20 protein-coding genes and 1 tRNA gene are annotated in these 20,061 nt (G+C 65.0%); 8 read left to right on the top strand and 13 right to left on the bottom strand.

Annotated features, from left to right (window positions below):
• Positions 1-71: 71 nt before the first annotated feature.
• The gene (locus AB8998_RS01335; protein WP_369736453.1) at positions 72-1,016 is read right to left on the bottom strand and encodes a class I SAM-dependent methyltransferase; all 945 of its coding nucleotides are present in this window, start codon (positions 1,014-1,016) and stop codon (positions 72-74) included.
• A 133-nt stretch (positions 1,017-1,149) separates the two neighbouring features.
• Between AB8998_RS01335 and AB8998_RS01330 the strand changes: the two genes are divergently transcribed.
• From AB8998_RS01330 to AB8998_RS01320, 3 genes are read left to right on the top strand one after another with little or no spacing between them, the layout of a single operon-like run.
• Positions 1,150-2,202, top strand: a complete 1,053-nt coding sequence (locus tag AB8998_RS01330) for a phosphotransferase family protein (protein ID WP_369736452.1) — start codon at positions 1,150-1,152, stop codon at positions 2,200-2,202.
• A 46-nt stretch (positions 2,203-2,248) separates the two neighbouring features.
• Positions 2,249-2,869 carry a hypothetical protein gene (locus AB8998_RS01325; protein WP_369736451.1) on the top strand — a complete coding sequence of 207 codons (621 nt, stop codon included), beginning with the start codon at positions 2,249-2,251 and terminating at the stop codon, positions 2,867-2,869.
• Positions 2,870-2,915: 46 nt separating this feature from the next.
• On the top strand, positions 2,916-3,653 hold the full coding sequence (locus AB8998_RS01320; protein WP_369736450.1) for a DUF732 domain-containing protein: 738 nt from the start codon (positions 2,916-2,918) through the stop codon (positions 3,651-3,653).
• A gap of 7 nt (positions 3,654-3,660) precedes the next feature.
• On the opposite strand, the gene AB8998_RS01315 is transcribed toward AB8998_RS01320, so the two are convergent.
• Both AB8998_RS01315 and AB8998_RS01310 read right to left on the bottom strand, forming a co-directional pair.
• Positions 3,661-4,338 carry a TrkA C-terminal domain-containing protein gene (locus tag AB8998_RS01315; protein WP_369736449.1) on the bottom strand — a complete coding sequence of 226 codons (678 nt, stop codon included), beginning with the start codon at positions 4,336-4,338 and terminating at the stop codon, positions 3,661-3,663.
• Between the two features lie 497 nt (positions 4,339-4,835).
• On the bottom strand, positions 4,836-6,236 hold the full coding sequence (locus AB8998_RS01310) for an IS1380 family transposase (protein ID WP_369736302.1): 1,401 nt from the start codon (positions 6,234-6,236) through the stop codon (positions 4,836-4,838).
• A 143-nt stretch (positions 6,237-6,379) separates the two neighbouring features.
• Here AB8998_RS01310 and AB8998_RS01305 point away from each other — a divergent pair, with 143 nt between their 5' ends.
• Positions 6,380-7,015 carry a polyamine aminopropyltransferase gene (locus AB8998_RS01305; protein WP_369736448.1) on the top strand — a complete coding sequence of 212 codons (636 nt, stop codon included), beginning with the start codon at positions 6,380-6,382 and terminating at the stop codon, positions 7,013-7,015.
• A 234-nt stretch (positions 7,016-7,249) separates the two neighbouring features.
• Here AB8998_RS01305 and AB8998_RS01300 read toward each other — a convergent pair whose 3' ends face one another.
• The 3 genes from AB8998_RS01300 to AB8998_RS01290 all read right to left on the bottom strand — a co-directional run bounded on the left by AB8998_RS01300 (position 7,250) and on the right by AB8998_RS01290 (position 10,190).
• Positions 7,250-7,534: a HigA family addiction module antitoxin gene (locus AB8998_RS01300; protein ID WP_369736446.1), complete on the bottom strand. Its 285-nt coding sequence runs from the start codon at positions 7,532-7,534 to the stop codon at positions 7,250-7,252.
• Between the two features lie 15 nt (positions 7,535-7,549).
• The gene (locus AB8998_RS01295; RefSeq protein WP_369736444.1) at positions 7,550-7,831 is read right to left on the bottom strand and encodes a type II toxin-antitoxin system RelE/ParE family toxin; all 282 of its coding nucleotides are present in this window, start codon (positions 7,829-7,831) and stop codon (positions 7,550-7,552) included.
• A gap of 958 nt (positions 7,832-8,789) precedes the next feature.
• Positions 8,790-10,190, bottom strand: a complete 1,401-nt coding sequence (locus AB8998_RS01290) for an IS1380 family transposase (RefSeq protein WP_369736302.1) — start codon at positions 10,188-10,190, stop codon at positions 8,790-8,792.
• 192 nt (positions 10,191-10,382) lie between these two features.
• Here AB8998_RS01290 and AB8998_RS01285 point away from each other — a divergent pair, with 192 nt between their 5' ends.
• Both AB8998_RS01285 and AB8998_RS01280 read left to right on the top strand, forming a co-directional pair.
• A complete protein-coding gene (locus tag AB8998_RS01285) occupies positions 10,383-11,009 on the top strand; it encodes a zinc ribbon domain-containing protein (RefSeq protein ID WP_369741378.1) in 627 nt (208 codons plus the stop codon).
• Between the two features lie 228 nt (positions 11,010-11,237).
• Positions 11,238-11,663 (top strand): hypothetical protein, encoded by a 426-nt coding sequence (locus tag AB8998_RS01280; protein WP_369736443.1) that lies wholly within the window; start codon positions 11,238-11,240, stop codon positions 11,661-11,663.
• Here the strand turns inward: AB8998_RS01280 and AB8998_RS01275 are convergent.
• The gene (locus tag AB8998_RS01275; protein WP_369736441.1) at positions 11,658-12,194 is read right to left on the bottom strand and encodes an ISAs1 family transposase; all 537 of its coding nucleotides are present in this window, start codon (positions 12,192-12,194) and stop codon (positions 11,658-11,660) included. The genes AB8998_RS01280 and AB8998_RS01275 overlap by 6 nt on opposite strands.
• A gap of 117 nt (positions 12,195-12,311) precedes the next feature.
• Here AB8998_RS01275 and AB8998_RS01270 point away from each other — a divergent pair, with 117 nt between their 5' ends.
• Positions 12,312-13,547, top strand: coding sequence for an IS256 family transposase (locus tag AB8998_RS01270; RefSeq protein ID WP_369741377.1), 1,236 nt, complete (start codon positions 12,312-12,314; stop codon positions 13,545-13,547).
• A gap of 19 nt (positions 13,548-13,566) precedes the next feature.
• On the opposite strand, the gene AB8998_RS01265 is transcribed toward AB8998_RS01270, so the two are convergent.
• Positions 13,567-14,256 carry an ISAs1 family transposase gene (locus AB8998_RS01265; protein ID WP_369736440.1) on the bottom strand — a complete coding sequence of 230 codons (690 nt, stop codon included), beginning with the start codon at positions 14,254-14,256 and terminating at the stop codon, positions 13,567-13,569.
• On the opposite strand from AB8998_RS01265, the gene AB8998_RS01260 reads away from it, so the two are divergent.
• Positions 14,238-14,963 (top strand): hypothetical protein, encoded by a 726-nt coding sequence (locus AB8998_RS01260; protein ID WP_369736439.1) that lies wholly within the window; start codon positions 14,238-14,240, stop codon positions 14,961-14,963. The genes AB8998_RS01265 and AB8998_RS01260 overlap by 19 nt on opposite strands.
• A 103-nt stretch (positions 14,964-15,066) precedes the next feature.
• Here AB8998_RS01260 and AB8998_RS01255 read toward each other — a convergent pair.
• The 5 genes from AB8998_RS01255 to AB8998_RS01235 all read right to left on the bottom strand — a co-directional run bounded on the left by AB8998_RS01255 (position 15,067) and on the right by AB8998_RS01235 (position 19,984).
• Positions 15,067-15,152 (bottom strand) — tRNA-Arg (locus AB8998_RS01255).
• A 250-nt stretch (positions 15,153-15,402) separates the two neighbouring features.
• On the bottom strand, positions 15,403-15,711 hold the full coding sequence (locus tag AB8998_RS01250; protein WP_369736438.1) for an aminotransferase class V-fold PLP-dependent enzyme: 309 nt from the start codon (positions 15,709-15,711) through the stop codon (positions 15,403-15,405).
• Positions 15,712-15,761: 50 nt separating this feature from the next.
• Positions 15,762-17,009, bottom strand: a complete 1,248-nt coding sequence (locus tag AB8998_RS01245; protein ID WP_369736437.1) for an IS256 family transposase — start codon at positions 17,007-17,009, stop codon at positions 15,762-15,764.
• A gap of 70 nt (positions 17,010-17,079) precedes the next feature.
• Entirely contained in the window at positions 17,080-17,877 is a 798-nt protein-coding gene (locus AB8998_RS01240; RefSeq protein ID WP_369736435.1) for an aminotransferase class V-fold PLP-dependent enzyme, read from the bottom strand.
• 91 nt (positions 17,878-17,968) lie between these two features.
• A complete protein-coding gene (locus AB8998_RS01235) occupies positions 17,969-19,984 on the bottom strand; it encodes a GNAT family N-acetyltransferase (RefSeq protein ID WP_369736434.1) in 2,016 nt (671 codons plus the stop codon).
• Positions 19,985-20,061: the final 77 nt, after the last annotated feature.

The following is a 20,061-nucleotide window of genomic DNA, read 5'->3' as shown; positions in this document are numbered from 1 at the left end:
GCCCACCCATACCCGTTCGACGTATGTCTAAACCTCGCCGGGAGGCCCGGCGAGTTAGCCAGACGGGCCCCTCAGCCCGCCCGGCGCTGCGCGGACACGAAAAGCGTTGGCGGCATCGAGTCCTCGGCGCCCCGCGGGATGCTGCGCCCGTACCGGGCCATCAGTTCAGGGAAGGTCTGGGCCGAGGTGTCCCAGCCGTGCTCGCTCAGCCAGCGGTCGACGGCGGTGCGCTCCTCGGGATACCACAGGTCGTCGAAGTCGGTGATCTCGGCGTTGACCAGTCTGGCGGCCGCGGCGCGCATGCGCTGCATGTCCGCACGCTGGCGCCGCACCAGTTCCGGGTCGGTGAACCCCTCGCCGGGCACGTTGGAGGCCAGCCAACTGCCCGGGGCGCTGAGCTCGTGGATCCGCTCGAACAGCAGATCCTGGGCCTGTGACGACAGGTAGCGGACCAGGCCCTCGGCCGACCACACGCTCGGCCGCGACGGGTCGAATCCCGCCTCGCGCAACGCCTTCGGCCAGTCCTGGCGCAGGTCCACCGGGACGTTCACCAGCTCCGCCGCCGGGCGGGCGCCGTGGTCGCGCAGGGTGTCGGACTTGAACTCGAGCACCTTGGGCTGGTCCAGTTCGTAGACCACCGTCCCGTCGGGCCACGGCAGCCGCCAGGTGCGCGCGTCGAGGCCGGCCGCCAGGATCACCACCTGCCGGACGCCGGCGTCGGCGGCGGCGAGGAAGAACTGGTCGAAAAACGCTGTCCGCGTGGCCATGAAGTCGATCATCAGCTGGATCCGCGTGCGCACTTCGGGCTCGAGTTCGACGGCCTTGGCCAACAGCTTGGGGTCGGCGTAGATGCTCCACATGCCCTCGCCCGCGGCGTCGACGAACACGCGCGCGAACGGGTCGTTGATGAGCGGGTTGTCGCTTTCGGTCTCCGCGGCGCGGGCCGCGGCGACACCGAGCGCGGTGGCTCCCACGCTTTGGGTGATGTCCCAGGAATCGTTGTCGGTACGCGCCATCGCCAGTTCCCTTCCCAGCCCGTAAGTAAGTTAGTTCTACGCACTATTGTTCCAGCCGCCGCGGGACCGGGGCGTCCGGCGCCGGTGGCCTACGCTCTTTCCCAGGGGGCCCACAGGTTGGGAGAGGAGCGCCATGCCACCCACGCCGCAGGACAGTCCTGTGGACCTCGATGCCGTGGCGCAGTGGATGACGGGGCGCGGGCTGGGCGAGGGCCCCCTCGAGGACGTCTCGGCCGTCACCGGTGGAACCCAGAACGTCATGCTGCGGTTCACTCGCGCCGGCCGGCCCTACGTCCTGCGGCGCGGACCGCGGCACCTGCGCCCGCGCAGCAACACCGTGATCTTGCGGGAGACGAAAGTCCTTGCGGCACTGGCCGGGTCCGACGTCCCGCACCCGCGCCTGATCGCCACGTGCGACGACCCCGGCGTCCTCGGCGACGCGGTCTTCTACCTGATGGACCCGGTCGACGGGTTCAACGCCGGCGAGGGGCTGCCGCCGCTGCATGCCGGTGACGCCGGCGTGCGGCACGGGATGGGACTGTCGATGGCTGAGGCGCTGGCCAGGCTGGGCGCCGTCGACCACGTCGCCGTCGGCCTCGCCGACTTCGGCAAGCCCGACGGCTTCCTGGAGCGGCAGGTGCCGCGCTGGCTTTCGGAGCTGGAGTCCTACCAGCAGTACGAGAACTACCCGGGGCCGCAGATCCCGGGGGTCGACCGGGTGGCGGCATGGCTGGATGGCCACCGGCCGGCGACCTGGACGCCCGGCATCATGCACGGCGACTACCACGCCGCCAACGTGATGTTCTCCCGCACCGGACCCGACGTCGTCGCCATCGTCGACTGGGAGATGTGCACGATCGGCGACCCGCTGCTGGACCTGGGCTGGCTGCTGGCCACGTGGCGCCAGCCCGACGGGTCCAGCGTGTTCAGTCACGCGCTGGGCGGTCACGACGGATTGGCCGGCACCGGCGAGCTGCTCGCCCGGTACGCCGCCAACAGCACCCGCGACCTGTCGCACATCACCTGGTACACCGTGCTGGCCTGCTTCAAGCTGGGCATCGTGATCGAGGGAACCCTGGCCCGCGCGTGCGCGGGCAAAGCCGAGAAGCAGGTCGGCGACCAGCTGCACGCGGCGACGGTCCACCTGTTCGAGCGGGCGTTGGCCCTCATCGACAGCGGGTCCTGATCGACAAACGGTCCATATCGGGCGTCGTCCAGCTAACCTTCAACGTGTGGACGTCGGGGACTCGGTCAGGCGCTCGCTGGACCATTGGGAAAGGCGTGAGTGGGATTCGGCGATGAGCCACGCCTGCAACGCTCTCGCCGAGACCGCGGCGAGGCGATATCCGCAGCAGGGGCTGGCAGCCAGGTTCAAACGCACGGTCCGTGACTCGCTCGACATCTTCGGCGCGATGGCGGCACCCGGCATCGACTTCGACCAGAGCCGCTTTCCCATCGCGGTGCGGTCGGACCTGCCGGACGGCCGTCCCGACATCGCCGACGTCTTGTACGGCGCTCACCGATGGAGCCACGGCCACGTTGACGAGTTGCCCAACGGGTTCGAACTGACCCCGGACGGACCGCGGCCGCGGGGAGTGCACATCTGGCGGGAGGGCAAGATCGGGCTGCCGGCGTCGGTGGTGATCGGCCTGCTGGCGATCGCCGTGTTGGCACCGGAGAGCAAGGGCGAGGCCATACCCGACGGCTACCAGCTCAGCTGGTACCAATACGTCTTCATCATCTGCCTCTGGTGGGGCTGGCAAGACCACTTCCGCGAAATCATCGGCACCGCCCGCCCGTCCGCGGCGACCCTGGATTTCGGCGAGTCCTGGGCCACCTGGGCGCCGGTCTGAGTACGAGGACTTGTGACAACCTCGCCGCCCCCGCAGACTGATTGACATGCGCGATCGCGAGACGATCGACTCCGAGTTGCGGCTCCTCGCCCTGGGGCGCCGGTCGATCCGCGAACAGGGCGGTCAACGGTTCAGCGAGCGGGTCGACGAACTGCTCGACGAACGCCTGGGCCACCTCCCGGCGGCGCCGGGAGGTGTCATCGCAACCCCCGGCCCCGTCCGGCCGCGCCGCAAGAGTACGCTGCGCCGCTTCGGTCCCCTGGCGGTGTTGCCGCTGTCCCTGCTCGCGGTCGTCGCCGCGGTGGTCGTGATCCTCGCGGGCCGCGAAGCACCGCCGGCGGCGCAGCCGACCGAGACCCCGCCACGGGCGGCGCCACCCGCCCCGGTCATGCCGACGAAGGCTCCCACCTCGGCGTCCGACATCGCCGACAGGGCGCTCACCGACGCGTTGCAGCAGCAAGGCGTGCCCGTTCCCGGCCGCGACTACGTCGCCAGCCAGGGGCATGCCGTCTGCGAATTCCTGAAGAACCGGCCCGACTTCGCCGACGCCGTCCGCTTCGTGCAGCGATCGTCGATCTGGGATGCCGACCAGAGCACCGCCGTCACCGCCGGTGCCATCGTCTCGTACTGCCCGCAGTTCCATCCCGCGAGCGCAGGCGAGACGCAACCGGGCCTGGACAAGGCGCTGTCCGACCTGCAGGCCATCGAGGGCAAACTGCAAGGCATCCAAGGCGATCTGCAGGGCATCGAGGGCGACCTGCAAGCCCTGCCGGGCCACCGGTAACCCGGCGTCACCCGCGAGCGCCGCCGCGGGCCGCGTGTCGGCCCACCGCACGGGCGTGGGAGTCGTCGCCGTCGGCGGCGCCGCGGTGGTCGAGATCGGTGATCGCGTCGGTGTGGCCGTAGAGCACCACCACGTCGCCGCACGCCAGCCTGGTGCCCGGGACCGGGCACGCCACGTCGTCGCTTTCCTTCCGGTTGATCCGCAGCACCAGCAGGCCCTCGTCCGGTAACCCGAGTTCCTCGAGGGGGCGCCCGGTCACCCAGTCGTCCGCGGCGATCGCCAGCTCGCTGACCACGTATCCGCCGCCGAGCTCGGCCAGCACCGTCGAGTCGCGGCCCGCCAGGTCGGTCCAGCGGTGCAGCGCCCGGCCGATCAGCCCGGTCAGCCAGCGGCTCACCCGGGGACTGCGGGACAGGAACACCAGCACGATCAATCCAGCGGCCAGCTCGATGACCCGCATCCACGAGGTCCCCGTGGCGCCGTCCCGGAAACCGAGGATCAGCGAACTCGCGGCCGCGACGAAACCGATGTTGCCGACCAGCATCAGCAGCATCACCACCCGGCGGCGCAGCGGATGCGACACCACGACCTCGGACTCGGTGGTGGTGAAGCCCGAACCGGTGAACGCCGAGCGGGCCTGGAATCGCGCGGACTCCCCGGACATCCCGGAGGCGGCCAGCACCACGGTGGCGACCCTGGTGACGAGCAGAGACGGCCAGCACCGCGAGCAGTGAGGCGATGGCGTACACGTCCGGAAGCATCCCCTGACGAGCAATTCGGTAAACGCCTGCGCGAAGCGCGCCCTAAGGGATTCGAACCCTAAGCTTCTGATCCGTAGTCAGAAACGGCGCAGCTCCTTTCTGAAACCTTGTCGGGCAACGTCACGCTCAACTTCAAATTCCGCCGCGCAATCGCTTTCCACGCCCGGACTATCGTCATCCTCGATGAGCGCACGCTTTGAGGAATTGGGCTGGCAACAGACTCCGATGGGCGTGATCAGCCTGCCTCAGAATTTCACGGTGGCCCGGGTTCTGCTGTGGCGGTCTGCGGGGCGGCAGCTTTGTCGAGGTTTTGAGGCTGGGGGTAGGCGGCGGCGCCGCGTGTCGTGCGGTGACGCCGGGTCCTTTATCCCGGGGGTGGTTACTCCTTTCTTGGGGTCGAGAGGGCATAGGGGCCTGTGGGTCAGGGTATGGCGCGGACCCTGTTGAGGGCGTCGGCGAATTCTTGTGCCCAGGGCCAGGTTTGGGGGATCCGCAGGATCAGGTAGCGGGATCGTTTGATCAGCCGGGCCGCGGCGTGCAGCAGCCGGTAGCGCAGGGTGGCGGGTTCGGCTTTGGCCAGTGGGCCGTCCAGGAGTAGCAGTCGCATCCAGCACAGCAGGTCGATGGCGATCGCGACGGCGGTGACCCAAGCGGTGTTGATGGCGAACGAGTGTGAGGGCCAGCGGGCCAGGCCGGTGTCTTTGCCGGTGCGGATGAAGCCCTCCACCCGGGCGTGGACGCGGTGGCGGGCTTCCAGTCGCTGGGGTTGTCCACCGGCAGTCGAGGTGGCGAGGACCTGGTAGCGGTAGCCGGCCAGCTGCTCGAACAATGACAACTGGGTGCCGTGTTCGATTTCTTCGCGCCGCACCAGGATGCGCATGCCGGCCGGCCAGCCGACCAGCCGATCCCCTCCGGTGCTGTGGCGCAGCAGCCCGGTCAACTCGGCGACCTGGGCGTCGTCACGGGCCGCTCCGGTGGCATCCAGTGCGGCTTGCCATCCCGCATCGGGCATCTGGCCGATCGCGACCCGGACCCGCTCATCGAGGTCGAATCCGACCGAGTAGCCCACTGACATCCCCGGCCGGGCATTGAGTTTCTCCAGGTGTTCGACGACGGCGTGGCTTGAACCCGCGCCGTCGATGGTGACCAGCAACTTGCGGCGCCACTTGGCCGGGATCGCCGCGATCGCGGCGTCGATGATCGCGATATGATCGGCCGCGGTGTTCGAGCCGGCGTTGCCTGCACGGGCGATCACCGCCAGCAGTTCGCCGGTGTTGTCACACCACGCCAACAGCGGGTGGAAGCCAAACCCGCCTTTGAAATTGCCTGCGGCGTGCTGCTTATCGCTGTGCGACTGAATCAGCGACGCGTCGATGCGGATCACGATCGTGTCCCCGAGGTCCCCATAGCAGGTCTGCGAAGCCGGGATCGCACCGTGGCGGGCCTCGATCGCCTCCCACACCCGAGAGCGGACCTTGTTGCGCACGGCCGTGACCTCGGTGATGCTCTGCTCGTCGATCTCGCCCAGGGACCGCCACATCGTCGGAACCGACGCCACCGCCTGAAACAACCGGTGCTGATCGCGCAGCACCGCGGTGCCGGCCAGGTTCTGCGCGCCGCCGGCGATCGATACCGCCACATCGCGCAACACCGCGCCTCGGTCGTGGGTGACTTCTGGGCGCGACAGCACCGACGACAAACCGCTGGTCAAACCCAGATTGTCGGCCAGCAACCGGGGTATCACGTTACCGGCGTGCCCGACCACGTCGTCGCCACGGACCTCAACTCGGACATTCTTCGACCAATCCGTAGTAGCCTGCATCTGACAGGTGCACTCCCATCCTGGATAACCGAGCCTCGAATACTCCGATTATCCTTGCGGCAGTGCACCTTTCACGTTAACGACACCCCTGAGCTCCACATTCGATGAAAAATCCAGGCCTGCGGCGCCGATTCGATCTGACGGTGCGCGCCGATGTCTATGAGGTCAAGCTCGATGACGAGTACTTGATGTCGAGCCTGTTCACCGTCGCCGAAAGGGAACTCGCAAGGCTGGGATTGGCACGGACGCCAGGAGCGGGCCTCGACGTGGTAATCGGTGGACTCGGCCTTGGCTACACCGCGCGAGAAGCACTGGAATGCAACCGGATTCGGACACTCACTGTGGTCGAATACTCCAATGCCGTCATCAGCTGGCATGAACGCGACCTGCTACCTGACACAGCCGGCCTAGCCGCTGACAACCGTGTGGCGCTGGTGTGCGCGGACTTCTTCGCGGCGACGACGGACTCGGTGGGCTTCGATCCTGCCCAGCCCGGCCGAACCTATGACGCGATCCTGCTCGACATCGATCACTCGCCCCGCCACGTGCTACACCATCCGCACGCAGACTTCTACACCTACGACGGCCTGCACGCCATGTCGGCTTTTCTGGCCCCCGGCGGCACGTTCGCCATGTGGTCCGACGATGCACCGGACGACAGCTTCAGCTCCATCCTCGAGGCCGTCTTCACCGACGTCGAGGCCAGGCATATCTGGTTCGACAACCCCCTCACCAGAGGCAAGTCGTCCGCGACCATCTACCTCGCGACCCGGCGGTGAGAGCCACACCTCGATGTGAACGACGCGGGGTTCGTGGTGCCTGCCACCTGCATCTATGGCGCGCCCGAAGGGATTCGAACCGTGTAGCCAGCAGTGCAGGGATGCCTGACTGTCGTCAGAAATGTCGTCCGCCGCCCGCCTCGGCGACGGGGTGCTGGCGGTGTTCGAAGGTAACTAACTGACGTGGACCCGCCGACCGCAAACAGGGTTGCGCGTCCCCCACGTTGGTTGTGGCTACGACGCCAGAACTTGAACGCGGCTCAAGTCGGCTGTTTCACGTGCGACTTCGATGTCGTAGTGCTTCTGGAGGTTCAGCCAGTAAGTGTCCGACTGGCCGAACAGCTTCCCGAGCCGCAACGACGTGTCGGGCGTGATGGCACGCTGACCGTGCACGATCTGATTGATGCGCCGCGGCGGTACATCGATCAGATCAGCGAGCTTGCGCTGTGAAAGACCGAGGTCAGCGAGGTACTGGTCGGCGAGAATCCGGCCGGGGTGAACCGGCGCAATATCCCTCATAGTGATGTCCTTTCCCTAGTGGTAGTCGACGATTTGAACGTCGCGCGGGCCGGCGGCGGTCCACACGAAGCAGATGCGGTATTGGCCGTTGATGGGGACGCTGTACTGGCCTTTGCGGTCACTACCCAAGGCTTCGAGACGGTTACCGGGCGGCATTCTGAGATCACTGATCTGGTTGGCCGCGTTGAGCATCAGAAGCTTTTGGAGCGCTCGATCGCTGAGTTCCGGGCTGTACTTCTTTACTCGGCGTCCGTTGAACAGCTTCTCTGTGTCCTTGTCGGCGAACGCCTGGATCACAAATCAAAGCGTACCGCGTAGCGTTACACGGCCAAAGCGTACGGCCCGAGCTACAGGCAGTTGCTCGGGAATCAGGTGGTCAGCCTCATCGACGATCGACAGGAATCGTGTCGTCAAACGTATGGGTATCGCCCCGACACGGCGGCCAAAAAGGTCTGACCTGAGCGCGCCCGAAGGGATTCGAACCCCTAACCTTCTGGCGTATCCAACCGCCAGTAGACCGTCCGCGTGCGTCCGTTAATGTATTGCAGCACAATAGTTTCTGTAGGCACAGCGTCCGTGCTAAACCGGTTGAATCCGGGCGCATCTATCGGGTTTGTATCAGTAAAGTGGAGACTGGTGAAGGGCGCCAGCGTTTGCTGCCAATGGTGTCCATGGGGCGCCTGGGGGTTGCGCATGTCCACTCGGCCGCCATCCGCGGCGGGCAGGCCGACGTTGCCTGAGGCCAGGGGCGCTCGGAACCCGTAACACGAGAAAAGCCGCCTGCGAATCTCCTGTACATGCCTCAGGTTGTAGACACGTCTGCCACGCGCTCAGTCCACACTCCCGGTAGGAGCGAAACCACTCCGAACTACCGAATAGCGGGGGCGCAATGAACAGAGCAGCGTCTGACAATCCTCTCGGTCTGGGCCTAGTTATCGTCGGTGCCGTCGCGATTGATATCTCGACGTTCTTGCCGCTGGTCGAACCCATAGTCACATTTAGCAGGGTTGCCGACAACACTCTTATCCAGCACGACGGCTGGACGCTCGTCGCGCTCGCCTTGGGCATCGCCGTTAGCCTCAGAATTTCACGGTGGCCCGGGTTCTGCTGTGGCGGTCTGCGGGGCGGCAGCTTTGTCGAGGTTTTGAGGCTGGGGGTAGGCGGCGGCGCCGCGTGTCGTGCGGTGACGCCGGGTCCTTTATCCCGGGGGTGGTTACTCCTTTCTTGGGGTCGAGAGGGCATAGGGGCCTGTGGGTCAGGGTATGGCGCGGACCCTGTTGAGGGCGTCGGCGAATTCTTGTGCCCAGGGCCAGGTTTGGGGGATCCGCAGGATCAGGTAGCGGGATCGTTTGATCAGCCGGGCCGCGGCGTGCAGCAGCCGGTAGCGCAGGGTGGCGGGTTCGGCTTTGGCCAGTGGGCCGTCCAGGAGTAGCAGTCGCATCCAGCACAGCAGGTCGATGGCGATCGCGACGGCGGTGACCCAAGCGGTGTTGATGGCGAACGAGTGTGAGGGCCAGCGGGCCAGGCCGGTGTCTTTGCCGGTGCGGATGAAGCCCTCCACCCGGGCGTGGACGCGGTGGCGGGCTTCCAGTCGCTGGGGTTGTCCACCGGCAGTCGAGGTGGCGAGGACCTGGTAGCGGTAGCCGGCCAGCTGCTCGAACAATGACAACTGGGTGCCGTGTTCGATTTCTTCGCGCCGCACCAGGATGCGCATGCCGGCCGGCCAGCCGACCAGCCGATCCCCTCCGGTGCTGTGGCGCAGCAGCCCGGTCAACTCGGCGACCTGGGCGTCGTCACGGGCCGCTCCGGTGGCATCCAGTGCGGCTTGCCATCCCGCATCGGGCATCTGGCCGATCGCGACCCGGACCCGCTCATCGAGGTCGAATCCGACCGAGTAGCCCACTGACATCCCCGGCCGGGCATTGAGTTTCTCCAGGTGTTCGACGACGGCGTGGCTTGAACCCGCGCCGTCGATGGTGACCAGCAACTTGCGGCGCCACTTGGCCGGGATCGCCGCGATCGCGGCGTCGATGATCGCGATATGATCGGCCGCGGTGTTCGAGCCGGCGTTGCCTGCACGGGCGATCACCGCCAGCAGTTCGCCGGTGTTGTCACACCACGCCAACAGCGGGTGGAAGCCAAACCCGCCTTTGAAATTGCCTGCGGCGTGCTGCTTATCGCTGTGCGACTGAATCAGCGACGCGTCGATGCGGATCACGATCGTGTCCCCGAGGTCCCCATAGCAGGTCTGCGAAGCCGGGATCGCACCGTGGCGGGCCTCGATCGCCTCCCACACCCGAGAGCGGACCTTGTTGCGCACGGCCGTGACCTCGGTGATGCTCTGCTCGTCGATCTCGCCCAGGGACCGCCACATCGTCGGAACCGACGCCACCGCCTGAAACAACCGGTGCTGATCGCGCAGCACCGCGGTGCCGGCCAGGTTCTGCGCGCCGCCGGCGATCGATACCGCCACATCGCGCAACACCGCGCCTCGGTCGTGGGTGACTTCTGGGCGCGACAGCACCGACGACAAACCGCTGGTCAAACCCAGATTGTCGGCCAGCAACCGGGGTATCACGTTACCGGCGTGCCCGACCACGTCGTCGCCACGGACCTCAACTCGGACATTCTTCGACCAATCCGTAGTAGCCTGCATCTGACAGGTGCACTCCCATCCTGGATAACCGAGCCTCGAATACTCCGATTATCCTTGCGGCAGTGCACCTTTCACGTTAACGACACCCCTGAGCTCCACATTCGATGAAAAATCCAGGTTAGCGGCTATCGGCTTAGCCGGGGCAGGTGGTCGGTTCGATGGTTACCTATCGTGCTGTGCGTCGTGGCTGCGATGTTGGTCGTCGGCTATGTCACTAATAAGGACTTGCGGACTCTTTATCCAATCGGTCCCGATGGAAACCCCATCACTACTCAGCCGGGGACGCTCGCGGACTTCGGCATCGCCATCTATGTTGCGGGGGCGGGCGTCGCCGCGGCATCCGTTGGCTCGCTAATGCTTTTGCGAATCGCGACGCAAGCTCTAGAAGCTGCCGATGACGAGTTGGTGGACTCGTGGACTTCACAGAATGTGGAGGCAAAAACGAAGAAGTGCCCCGATTGCGCCGAGACGGTGCTCGCCGACGCCAGGGTATGCAAGCACTGTGGGTACCGCTTCGCTCCCGCCCCGGTAGCCAGTTCCGAACCTATTACCAAATCGCCCGTACCTACTCAGCCAAGACCGCGACCGGCCTCGAACGACGTGCCTGAAAGCCTGGGAAAAGCCCCGATACCGATAGGGAGTTCAAGCGCAAGCGACCTACAAGTGGGTCGTCGGGTGCGCGTGGTTTTATCCGGCGATGATTTTGACGGGAAGGTTGGCATGGTTAAGGGAATTCTCGACAACGGCGACGTGCACGTGAAATTTGGGCCTCTTTCGGGCACTTACTGCTTTGGGCACGACGAGCTGAAGCCCATTTAGAACGGCCCGGGGAGAATGGCGACTGCGTATCGCGTGGGCGCGGTCAGGCAGGACAGCGAGTACCTGGCCGTGACGGTCAGGGGCCATGGATGGTCGCGACGGTCGACTTGGGCGGGCATTCCGCGCCGGATGTTGAGGTAGCCGACTGGCCCGGCCGACAGCCAAAAGTCGTAGCGAGCTACGAGCATCGACGTATCGTCTTCCGTATGACCGTGGTTGAGGCCGTGGATGTCGTCGAAGTCGAAACGGAGCGATAAGCCCGTTCAGGTTCTGGGCCTGATCCACCAGCGCGGCGACAAACGTCCCTGCGGAATCTGTGGGGTCACGAAGCGGATGTCGCAGGCACACGTCCCGCCGCGTTGCGCAGGCAACGAGATGTTAGTCAAGCGGTACCGCCTGATTGCGAACAAACACGTGGTCGGTTCGGGTCGCCAAGACCTTGGCGGAATTTACCTGTACGGCCTGTGCAAGGACTGCAACAGCGATGCTGGCAAATACGACGGGGCCTACGGCCACTTCGCCGAGGCATTACGCCCATTTTGGGTGAAGCCCTGGCAAATAGAGGTCTTGCCGCTGATCTCGACTCCATCCATTACGTTCGACCCCGGCGCGGTCATCCGCTCGACAGGGTCCCGGAAAAGTCACGTCTCATGAGGTCAGGATCAATTTGAGGGCGTGATCTGGGTGTCTGGCGTGGTGGCGGAGGCCGGCGGCGATGTTGTCCCATCCGGTGATGCGGAGTATTCCGATGGCGAGGTTGCGGCAGGTGGCCATCACGCGTGGCGCTTGACCGGTACGTACCTGTGATCCGTCCTCGGCGAAAGTGACGTCTCGGACCCAGTGAAGGCGATTTTCTATGCTCCAGTGGCCCTGTACCCAGGCGGCGAGTCGCTGCGGCGGCGCCGCCGTGTGGTTTGCTGAGGTGATCAGGTAGACGACCTCGACGGTTTTGGTTGCTTTGTCGGTGACGGTGCGGCGCAGTTGGGCGACTTGGGCTGCGTCGGGAAAGTCGATCCAGTCGGGAGCGTCGGCGACCTTGATCGTTCGGGTGACCCGCCGGCCACGCTCAACAGTCGTGGCGGTGTGCGCGGGCATGTCCTTCCACGGCAGCTTCTTGAGCGTCTGGTGCAGGGTGGGCATGTTCGCCTTGACCGTGAACACGTAGTCCCCACCCGGGCGTGTCATTCCATCTGTGTAAGTCCGGGGTGGTCCATCATCGGACCGCCGTTGGGCGGACAGAAGGAGTGTTTTGTGACCAAGACCATGCAGATGCCGGCTGAGGAGACGACCGCGGCGCGGCGGCTGGCCGAGATGTTCACCGAAGAGACGCTGGACTCGTTGATTAAGGATGCGGTGAAGACCGGGACCCCGATCGACGGCGCGGACGGTTTGCTGAACCAGCTGACTAAGGCCGTGCTGGAGCGGGCGCTGAATGCGGAGCTAACCCACCATCTGGGCTATGAGGCCGGCGATCCGGCCGGACGCGGATCGGGAAATTCGCGCAACGGCACCACGCCGAAAACGGTGACCACCGTCAACGGCCCGGTGCAGATCGATGCGCCGCGTGATCGCAACGGCTCGTTTGAGCCGGCGATTGTGCCGAAGAAGACCCGCCGGCTCAACAACATCAATTCGGTGGTGTTGTCGCTGTATTCACGGGGAATGACCACCCGCGATATCGAAGCCCACCTGCAGGAGGTCTATGGGGCGTCGGTGTCGCGGGAGTTGATCTCCAATATCACCGAGGTGGTGGTCGATGAGATCAAGGCCTGGCAGGCCCGCCCGCTCGATGAGGTCTACCCGATCCTCTACATCGATGGGCTGCGGCTGCGGATCGGCGACAACGGGGTCATCACCACCAAGGTCGCCTATTTGGCCATTGGCGTGGATCTGGAGGGCCGCAAACACGCCTTGGGCTGCTGGATCCAGGACTCCGAGGGGGCGAAGTTCTGGCAGAAGGTCGTCATCGACCTGCGCAACCGCGGGGTGCGCGACATCCTCATCGCCTGCTGCGACGGGCTGACCGGTCTGCCTGATGCGATCCGCTCGATCTATCCCGATACCGTGGTGCAGACCTGCGTCGTGCACGTCATTAGGAATGCGATGCGCTTCGTGTCTTATAAGGACCGCAAGAAGGTCGCCACCGCGATGCGGGCGATCTACAGTGCGCCGACCGTCGATGGAGCCGAACTCGCACTCAAGGAGTTCGACCAGCAATTCGGCGCCCAATATCCGGGTGCAATTGACGTGTGGCACAACGCCTGGGGGGAATTCGTTCCGTTCCTGGACTATCCGGTGGAGTTGCGCAAGATCGTCTACACCACCAATGCGATCGAGTCGATCAACTTCCAGTTGCGCAAGATCACCAAGAACCGTGGTCATTTCACGGACAAGGACGCCGCGATGAAGTTGCTGTACCTCGGGCTGCGCAACATCTCCAGCGAGAGAGGAGGCTATTCGGGTACTGGAACGCACAACTGGACTGTGGCGCTCAACACACTCGCCAGACTATTCCCTGGGCGAATCCCATTGTGCTAGAATACAACTCGTAGTCAAATCACCTCTGACTTACACAGAAATCGTGACAGGCTCCCCCACCCGCCCCGGTGATCGCGGTGGCAGTGTCGGTCTGGGTGTGCATCGCATCAAGGGTCACCACCGCCCCTTCCAGATCGAACTGTCCCAACAGTGTTCGCACAGCAGGTATTTCGTTGCTCTTTGCGTCGATGGCCACCTGCCCGAGCACCGCACCGGCACCATGGTCGAACGCGGCGACCAGCTGCGGCGCCTTACCGTCGGGGCGGGTGCGCGCACCTCGCAGGGTCTTGCCGTCCAACGCGATCACCCGGCGTTGCTCGACGGTGAAGGTTCGCGTCCACATCCATGTGCCCAACGCCCGGTCGAGGGCGTCGGCATCGATGCGGGCGAACAACTTTCTCAACGTCGATTCGTCCGGAACGCTACCGCTGGTGAGTCCGAACGAGGCCAGATTGTCAATTGCGGTCTCTGCGGCCCACTGACCGATCGCCGCGAACGAGCGGCACCCGGCCAAGGTAGCTGTGACCGCCAGTGCGAGCACCCCGACCAACGAGTAACGCACCCCGCGTCGGTCACGTGGGTCGGGCACCGTGTTGAGGACACTCAGCAGTCGTTCGTGGCGCGTCGGATTCGCATCGGCAGGCGGCGTAGGAGAAGATGGCACGCGGGTGTGACCTCGGGTTCGGATGGATGGATTCGCAACCTGCATCCAAACCCGTTAGTCACACCCGCCACATACGCCACGCCGGTCACGCGGCGATAACAGCCAAGGTCACAGCACTACGCATCAACTTTTCCGGCACCCTGATCCGCTCGATCCTGTTGGGTATGTGCGCCACCGGGCCGATCATCCACCAGCATTGGCCCGATTTCCCGTCTCAGCTCATGAGTGGAAGTCCGCTACAGACGCCGCCAGAGATTCGCCTCTACTTGGCGCTGGCGCGAGGTGTGTCTGCCCGTGTCGCGGGACCGATGTCCGGCCTACACGTACGCGGGCCGCATTTGCGCCGCAGCGCCTTGGGGGCGCCGTTGGGCATCAGCGCTATTGCTTCCGTCTACTTCCCTCCACTGGCATGGGAATTGATCCATGCGCGAGAAACAGCACTTACGCAGGACCGGTGGGTGGACGTCAGCAGCTGGACAGCCTTCAAGCCTGGCGAAGCCCACGTTTTGCATGACCTGGTGCCTGCGCTGCCGGTTGTCTGCCACCCGAGGCATCACCCGGATCGTGACGAGGGCTGGGTCGAGCTGCTCAGCACAGAGATATGTCCTATCGTCGAGTGCGCAAATGTCGAAGGGGGACCCCCTGACCCACTTGCGCCAACGCTCAACGAGCGGCGGCAAGTCAGCATGGACGAGTTCGGCGAAATCCTTCGCAGGAATGGCCTCCCGCCGCTGACCCGCGACGGTAGTTGATTGCAAGTGGAGGCGACCGTCTGCAGTGGCGTGGTCGGCCCCCACCGATTGAGGAAGCTTCGACCGCCCCCACGGTTGGTCGAAGGCCCGCTACCTGCAGATATGGCGCGCCCGAAGGGATTCGAACCCCTAACCTTCTGATCCGTAGTCAGAAACGGCCTGCTTTCAGCATGTACCAGGGTATCTCGCGGTGTCTAGACAAATACTTCTCACCTGCGCAAACCGTCTCACGGTATCTCGTCGTGACGCAGATGTGTCACGCGAGTTGTGACAATGGCGTGACAACTCAGAACTACTCCCGGACGGTCGCACTTGGTTGGTTTGCCGGTTTAGTGAGTTGGCGGTTGGCCCCCGCAGACAACAGTGCAGTCACTAGAGATTCGGGGTCGGTCAAATCTTGTCTCACGCGACCGACCGCACACTGCTTCTCGTTGCCGGTTTACCGTAGTGCACTCAGCACCAGCTCAACGTCGTCCATGGTGTTGTAGAGGTGAAATGAGAATCGGGTACGGCCAGCCCGCGCGCTGACCACGACTCCGGCCTGGACCAGCCGCCATGCAGCTTGGGCGGGCACATCGAGTGAGATGATCGCCGAATCGCGTGAACAAAGGCCTAAGCCGGCCAGCGTCGTATCGGCGAGCCCCACGCAGTGCTCGCGCACGGCGGTCAGATCAAGCCCGGCCAGCCACGGCAGCGAGACCGCGGCACCGCGTTGCGAGAACCACGCAGGCGACAGGGTCATGCCCACTGGCGTGGTGTAGGAGTTCGTTCCGATCGCGTGACCCTTCGTGGGGCAGTCTAGGTGGTTAGGGCGGGGGTGTCGTCGGTTTGCTGTGGGCTTGGTTGGTCGGTGCTGGTCGTGGCTGCGCGGGCACGGGTGAGGACGTCCAGGCCGAGGTAGCGCCGTCCTTCGATCCATTCGTCGTGTTGTTCGGCCAGTACGGCCCCGACGAGGCGGATGATCGATGCCCGGTCGGGGAAGATGCCCACCACGTCGGTCCGACGCCGGATCTCTCGGTTGAGCCGTTCCTGGGGATTGTTGGACCAGATCTGGCGCCAGATCTGTTTGGGAAAGGCGGTGAACGCCAACAGATCCGGGCGGGCGCCGTCGAGGTGCTCGGCGACGTTGGGGAGCTTGTCGTACAATGCGTCGAGCACTCGATCGTATTGGGCGACAACCGATTCAGCGTCGGGCTGGTCGTAGATGGAGTGCAGCATGGTGCGCACCCACGGCCACGACGCTTTCGGGGTAACCGACATCAGATTGGCCGAGTAGTGCGTTCGACACCGCTGCCAGGCCGCTCCGGGCAGTGTGGCGCCGATCGCGGCCACCAGGCCGGGATGGGCATCGCTGGTGACCAGCGCGACCCCGGACAGACCGCGGGCGACCAGGTCACGGAAGAACGCCAGCCAGCCCGCCCCATCCTCGGCGGAGGTCACCTCGATGCCCAGGATCTCCCGGTAACCCTCGGCGTTGACGCCGGTGGCGATCAAGGTGTGCACGCCGACGACGCGGCCCGCCTCGCGCACCTTGAGCACCAGGGCATCAGCGGCCAGGAACGTATACGGGCCGGCATCGAGCGGGCGGGTGCGAAACGCCTCAACGGCCTCATCGAGCTCTTTGGCCATGATCGACACCTGCGACTTGGAAAGCCTTGTCACGCCTAAGGTTTCGACGAGGCGCTCCATGCGCCGGGTGGACACCCCCAGCAGATAGCAGGTCGCCACCACACTAGTCAGGGCACGCTCGGCGCGCTTGCGCCGCTCGAGCAGCCAATCCGGGAAATAGCTGCCCTGACGCAACTTGGGGATGGCCACCTCGATGGTGCCCGCACGGGTGTCGAAATCACGGGGCCGGTAGCCGTTGCGGTGATTGGACCGCTCGTCGCTGCGTTCGCGGTAGCCGGCCCCGCACAAGGCATCGGCTTCGGCACTCATCAAGGCGGCAATGAACGCCGACAACAGACCGCGCAGCACATCCGGGCTTGCCTTCGCGAGTTGATCAGCCAATAGCTGCTCGGGGTCGATAAAGTGGGACGAGGTCATCGCGTTGTCTCCTTCGATTGACTTTTGCTGGTCGTTTCGAAGGATCACGCGATGACCGCCCTCTACCGGGCTACGACACGCCCACCGGACTTACCGGCTCATACACCACGCCCCTGGACGCAACTGGCGACAGGTCGAGTCGACGGGCGTCGCGGGCCAGGCGAAGCGGCAGGCCATAGAGCCCAGACCAGATATCCTCTGCCCCGAACCAGTTCGCGACCTGCGGAACTACATCGGCGAGCGCATCGCGGCGCACCGCCATCCACGCGGCGCCGCGCGGCGCCAAGAGCCACTTATAAGCCGCACCGACTACAAATTCTGCCCAGTGCAACTGCAGCGGTTGCCAGCCGGCGGCCTGGCTGACGTCGATAAGCACCCGAGCTCCCGCCGCCTCGGCCGCGGTGCGCAACTCATCCAGGTCGAGCCCGGCACCGTCTGCGGACTGCACCGCACTAACCGCCACCAGATCGTGTCCGGGCAGCTGGGACAACAACTCGGCGGGTTTCGCTTCCACCACCGTGATACCGCGATGTCGTTGTGCGGCAAACGGAAAGGTCACGCTGGTGAACTCATTGTGTACCGCCAGTACCTTGGTGCCGTCCGGCACGCTGGCGGCGACGAGCCCGATCAGCTGCGACACGCTGGCCCCCGTGGCCACGTCGGATGGGGCGACTCCAACCAGCCGCGCCCACGCATTGCGCGCAGCGACCACGTCGGCATCGAAATCGGCCAGCTGCAGGGCTCCGGCCCGCCACTGCGCGATCGTGCCGACCAGTGTGTCGGCTACGCGGGCAAATGGCAGCCCGATGGCGGCAGTGTTCAGGTAGCCCGCGGGAACGTCGAACTTTTCTCCGAACGCTTCACGCACACCAGAACACTATCTATGCGAGTAGCACTGCTGCTCAGCGACGGCGCCAACCTCCCTGGACCGGACAGTCACTCCGAGCGTATACAGTGGGTCACTGCTGCTCGCTGCGATGAGCTCCGACCGTCCGGATCTCCTCGATGAGCAATCTCAGATCATCTTCGGTCACAAGCGGATTCAATAGGCAGACGCGCAGCGCCGGACGTCCGCGCAGTGTAGTGCCGGTGAGGAACACGTTTCCGCGGCGCTGCAGCAATGCGGGTATATCGTGGTTGATCCGGTCGATGTCGTTTTCTGCCGTGCCGCTGAATCTGAAGGCGACCACCGAGAGGGTGGTTGGCGCGAGCAGTTCGAATTCCGGTGCTTGCCGAAGCAGGGCGGCGAAGCTTGCGGCCGTCTCGCTTGTGCGGCGCACCACGTCGATGATTCCGCGCCTGCCCAGGTGCGCGATGGTGGCCCAGGTGCGCAGCGCGCGGAAGGGGCGGGTCTGTTCGATGCCGTATTCCGACCACCACCCGACGTCGTCTGCAGTCTCGTCCCGCAGGTAGTCCGGGACAAGGCTGAAGGTTTCGCGCAATGCATCGGCGTCCTGAACGAGAAGTGAGCCGCTGTCGATCGGTACGCCAAGCCACTTGTGGGCATCGATGGCGATGGAGTCTGCGCGTTCCATTCCCGTGAACTGGGCCCGCAGAGCGAGGTTGGCGGCGGCCAGCGCGCCGTAGGCTCCGTCGACGTGCATCCACATGCTGTACTCGTTGGCGAGCTGGGCGATGGTTGCCAGGTCATCGATGGCGCCGGTGTTGACCGTACCTGCTGTGGCTACCACAGCACAGGGCACCAGTCCTGCGCGGATGTCTTCCGTGATCGCCGACACGAGAGCCGCGGTGTCCATCGCGAATGCGTCATCGACCGGGATGCGGCGCAGTGATCGCCGACCGATGCCGATCAGCTCGACCGCTTTGGTGATGCAGCTGTGCGCCTCGTATGAGGCGTAGATGACCATCGGCGGCTGATCCCATAGCCCATCCTCCCGCATGTTTGCGCCGCGTCGTCGGGCGACGCGGTTGCGGGCAGTGGCAAGGGCGATGATGGACGCCATCGATGCGCCGCTGGTCAGGATTCCACCACACGTGCTGGTGGGGTAGCCGACCAGCTCTGCAAGCCAGCGCAGGACGGTTCGCTCCAACAGTGCGCCGGCGTGCTCCCCGCCCGCGCAGCTTGGGTTCAACGCAGCCGCCAACGGTGCAACGGCTATCCCTGCTGCGGATGGCGGGGAGTTGATCCATCCGAAGAAGCGTCGGTGGCCGTTGCCCATCGGATAGGGCAGGACATGGGCGTTGATGTCGGCGATGAGATCCGGCAGGGAGCGAGCTTCCTCCGGTAACGGTTGGTTGACAAGCCAGTCCCGGTCGCGCGGGTCGATCGGCCGCCACACCGGGCCGGAGTCCACCCGTTTCAGATACGCGCCAGCCGCTGCCATTGCCTCAGCAGCCACATCAGCAACGAGCTCGCCCCTTAGCCATTGCCCCGTACGCTCCTGGGCATCTGCTGTTTCGCTTGTTTTCTCCTCGACGGGCCGCGGCGGCGGTATCTCGTCGCGACCGCTGCGCAGCGTGCACTGCCAGAAGCCGACGTCGTGCCAGCCACCCTGCTTGAAGCCCACATCGGGCAGCTGGCCGACCTGAATGAATCCGTGGCGCTCGTGCAGTCGCACGCTCGGGTCGTTGGGCAGGGCGATCACCGCGACGACGCTGCGAAACCCTTGGCGGCGCAGACGGCCGAGCAGCTCGGTGTACAGGGCGTCGCCCGCGCCGCGGCGGCGCTCTGAGTCGTCGACATAGACGGTGGTCTCGACGGCCCACTCATAGGCGGTCCGATCTTTCCACGGTGCTGCATACGCTACTCCGACAACCCGGTCGTCGGTATTAGCCACCAGCCAGGGAAACCGCGAGTGCAGCCGTTTCCAGTCGTAGCGCCACTCGTCCACAGTCTGTGGCTCGGCCCGGAAATTGAAGGCCGTTTTCTCGATGAAGTAGTTCACGATCTCGCAGACACCGACGAGGTCGTCCTCCGTCGCGAGCCTGACCCGCAACTCCGCTCGCTCGCTCATCCGTGCACCGCACTTCCTCAACACCGAGATCGTCGCCCGCCCTGTTCAGGAGCGATCGGCCGTCCGCGCCCGACGAT

It is taken from the genome of Mycobacterium sp. HUMS_12744610 (assembly GCF_041206865.1).
Classification (GTDB): domain Bacteria; phylum Actinomycetota; class Actinomycetes; order Mycobacteriales; family Mycobacteriaceae; genus Mycobacterium; species Mycobacterium servetii.
The sequence above is the reverse complement of the archived record's forward strand: the minus strand, read 5'-3'. Positions and strand labels throughout refer to the sequence as shown.

What these genes read in the sequence shown, in the direction of transcription:
- AB8998_RS01335 (WP_369736453.1), bottom strand. Translation starts at nt 1,016, where the DNA reads ATGGCGCGTACCGACAACGATTCCTGGGACATCACCCAAAGCGTGGGA.
- AB8998_RS01330 (WP_369736452.1), top strand. Translation starts at nt 1,150, where the DNA reads ATGCCACCCACGCCGCAGGACAGTCCTGTGGACCTCGATGCCGTGGCG.
- AB8998_RS01320 (WP_369736450.1), top strand. Translation starts at nt 2,916, where the DNA reads ATGCGCGATCGCGAGACGATCGACTCCGAGTTGCGGCTCCTCGCCCTG.
- AB8998_RS01310 (WP_369736302.1), bottom strand. Translation starts at nt 6,236, where the DNA reads ATGCAGGCTACTACGGATTGGTCGAAGAATGTCCGAGTTGAGGTCCGT.
- AB8998_RS01300 (WP_369736446.1), bottom strand. Translation starts at nt 7,534, where the DNA reads ATGAGGGATATTGCGCCGGTTCACCCCGGCCGGATTCTCGCCGACCAG.
- AB8998_RS01290 (WP_369736302.1), bottom strand. Translation starts at nt 10,190, where the DNA reads ATGCAGGCTACTACGGATTGGTCGAAGAATGTCCGAGTTGAGGTCCGT.
- AB8998_RS01285 (WP_369741378.1), top strand. Translation starts at nt 10,383, where the DNA reads ATGTTGGTCGTCGGCTATGTCACTAATAAGGACTTGCGGACTCTTTAT.
- AB8998_RS01280 (WP_369736443.1), top strand. Translation starts at nt 11,238, where the DNA reads ATGTCGTCGAAGTCGAAACGGAGCGATAAGCCCGTTCAGGTTCTGGGC.
- AB8998_RS01275 (WP_369736441.1), bottom strand. Translation starts at nt 12,194, where the DNA reads ATGACACGCCCGGGTGGGGACTACGTGTTCACGGTCAAGGCGAACATG.
- AB8998_RS01260 (WP_369736439.1), top strand. Translation starts at nt 14,238, where the DNA reads ATGGATTCGCAACCTGCATCCAAACCCGTTAGTCACACCCGCCACATA.
- AB8998_RS01265 (WP_369736440.1), bottom strand. Translation starts at nt 14,256, where the DNA reads ATGCAGGTTGCGAATCCATCCATCCGAACCCGAGGTCACACCCGCGTG.
- AB8998_RS01245 (WP_369736437.1), bottom strand. Translation starts at nt 17,009, where the DNA reads ATGACCTCGTCCCACTTTATCGACCCCGAGCAGCTATTGGCTGATCAA.
- AB8998_RS01235 (WP_369736434.1), bottom strand. Translation starts at nt 19,984, where the DNA reads ATGAGCGAGCGAGCGGAGTTGCGGGTCAGGCTCGCGACGGAGGACGAC.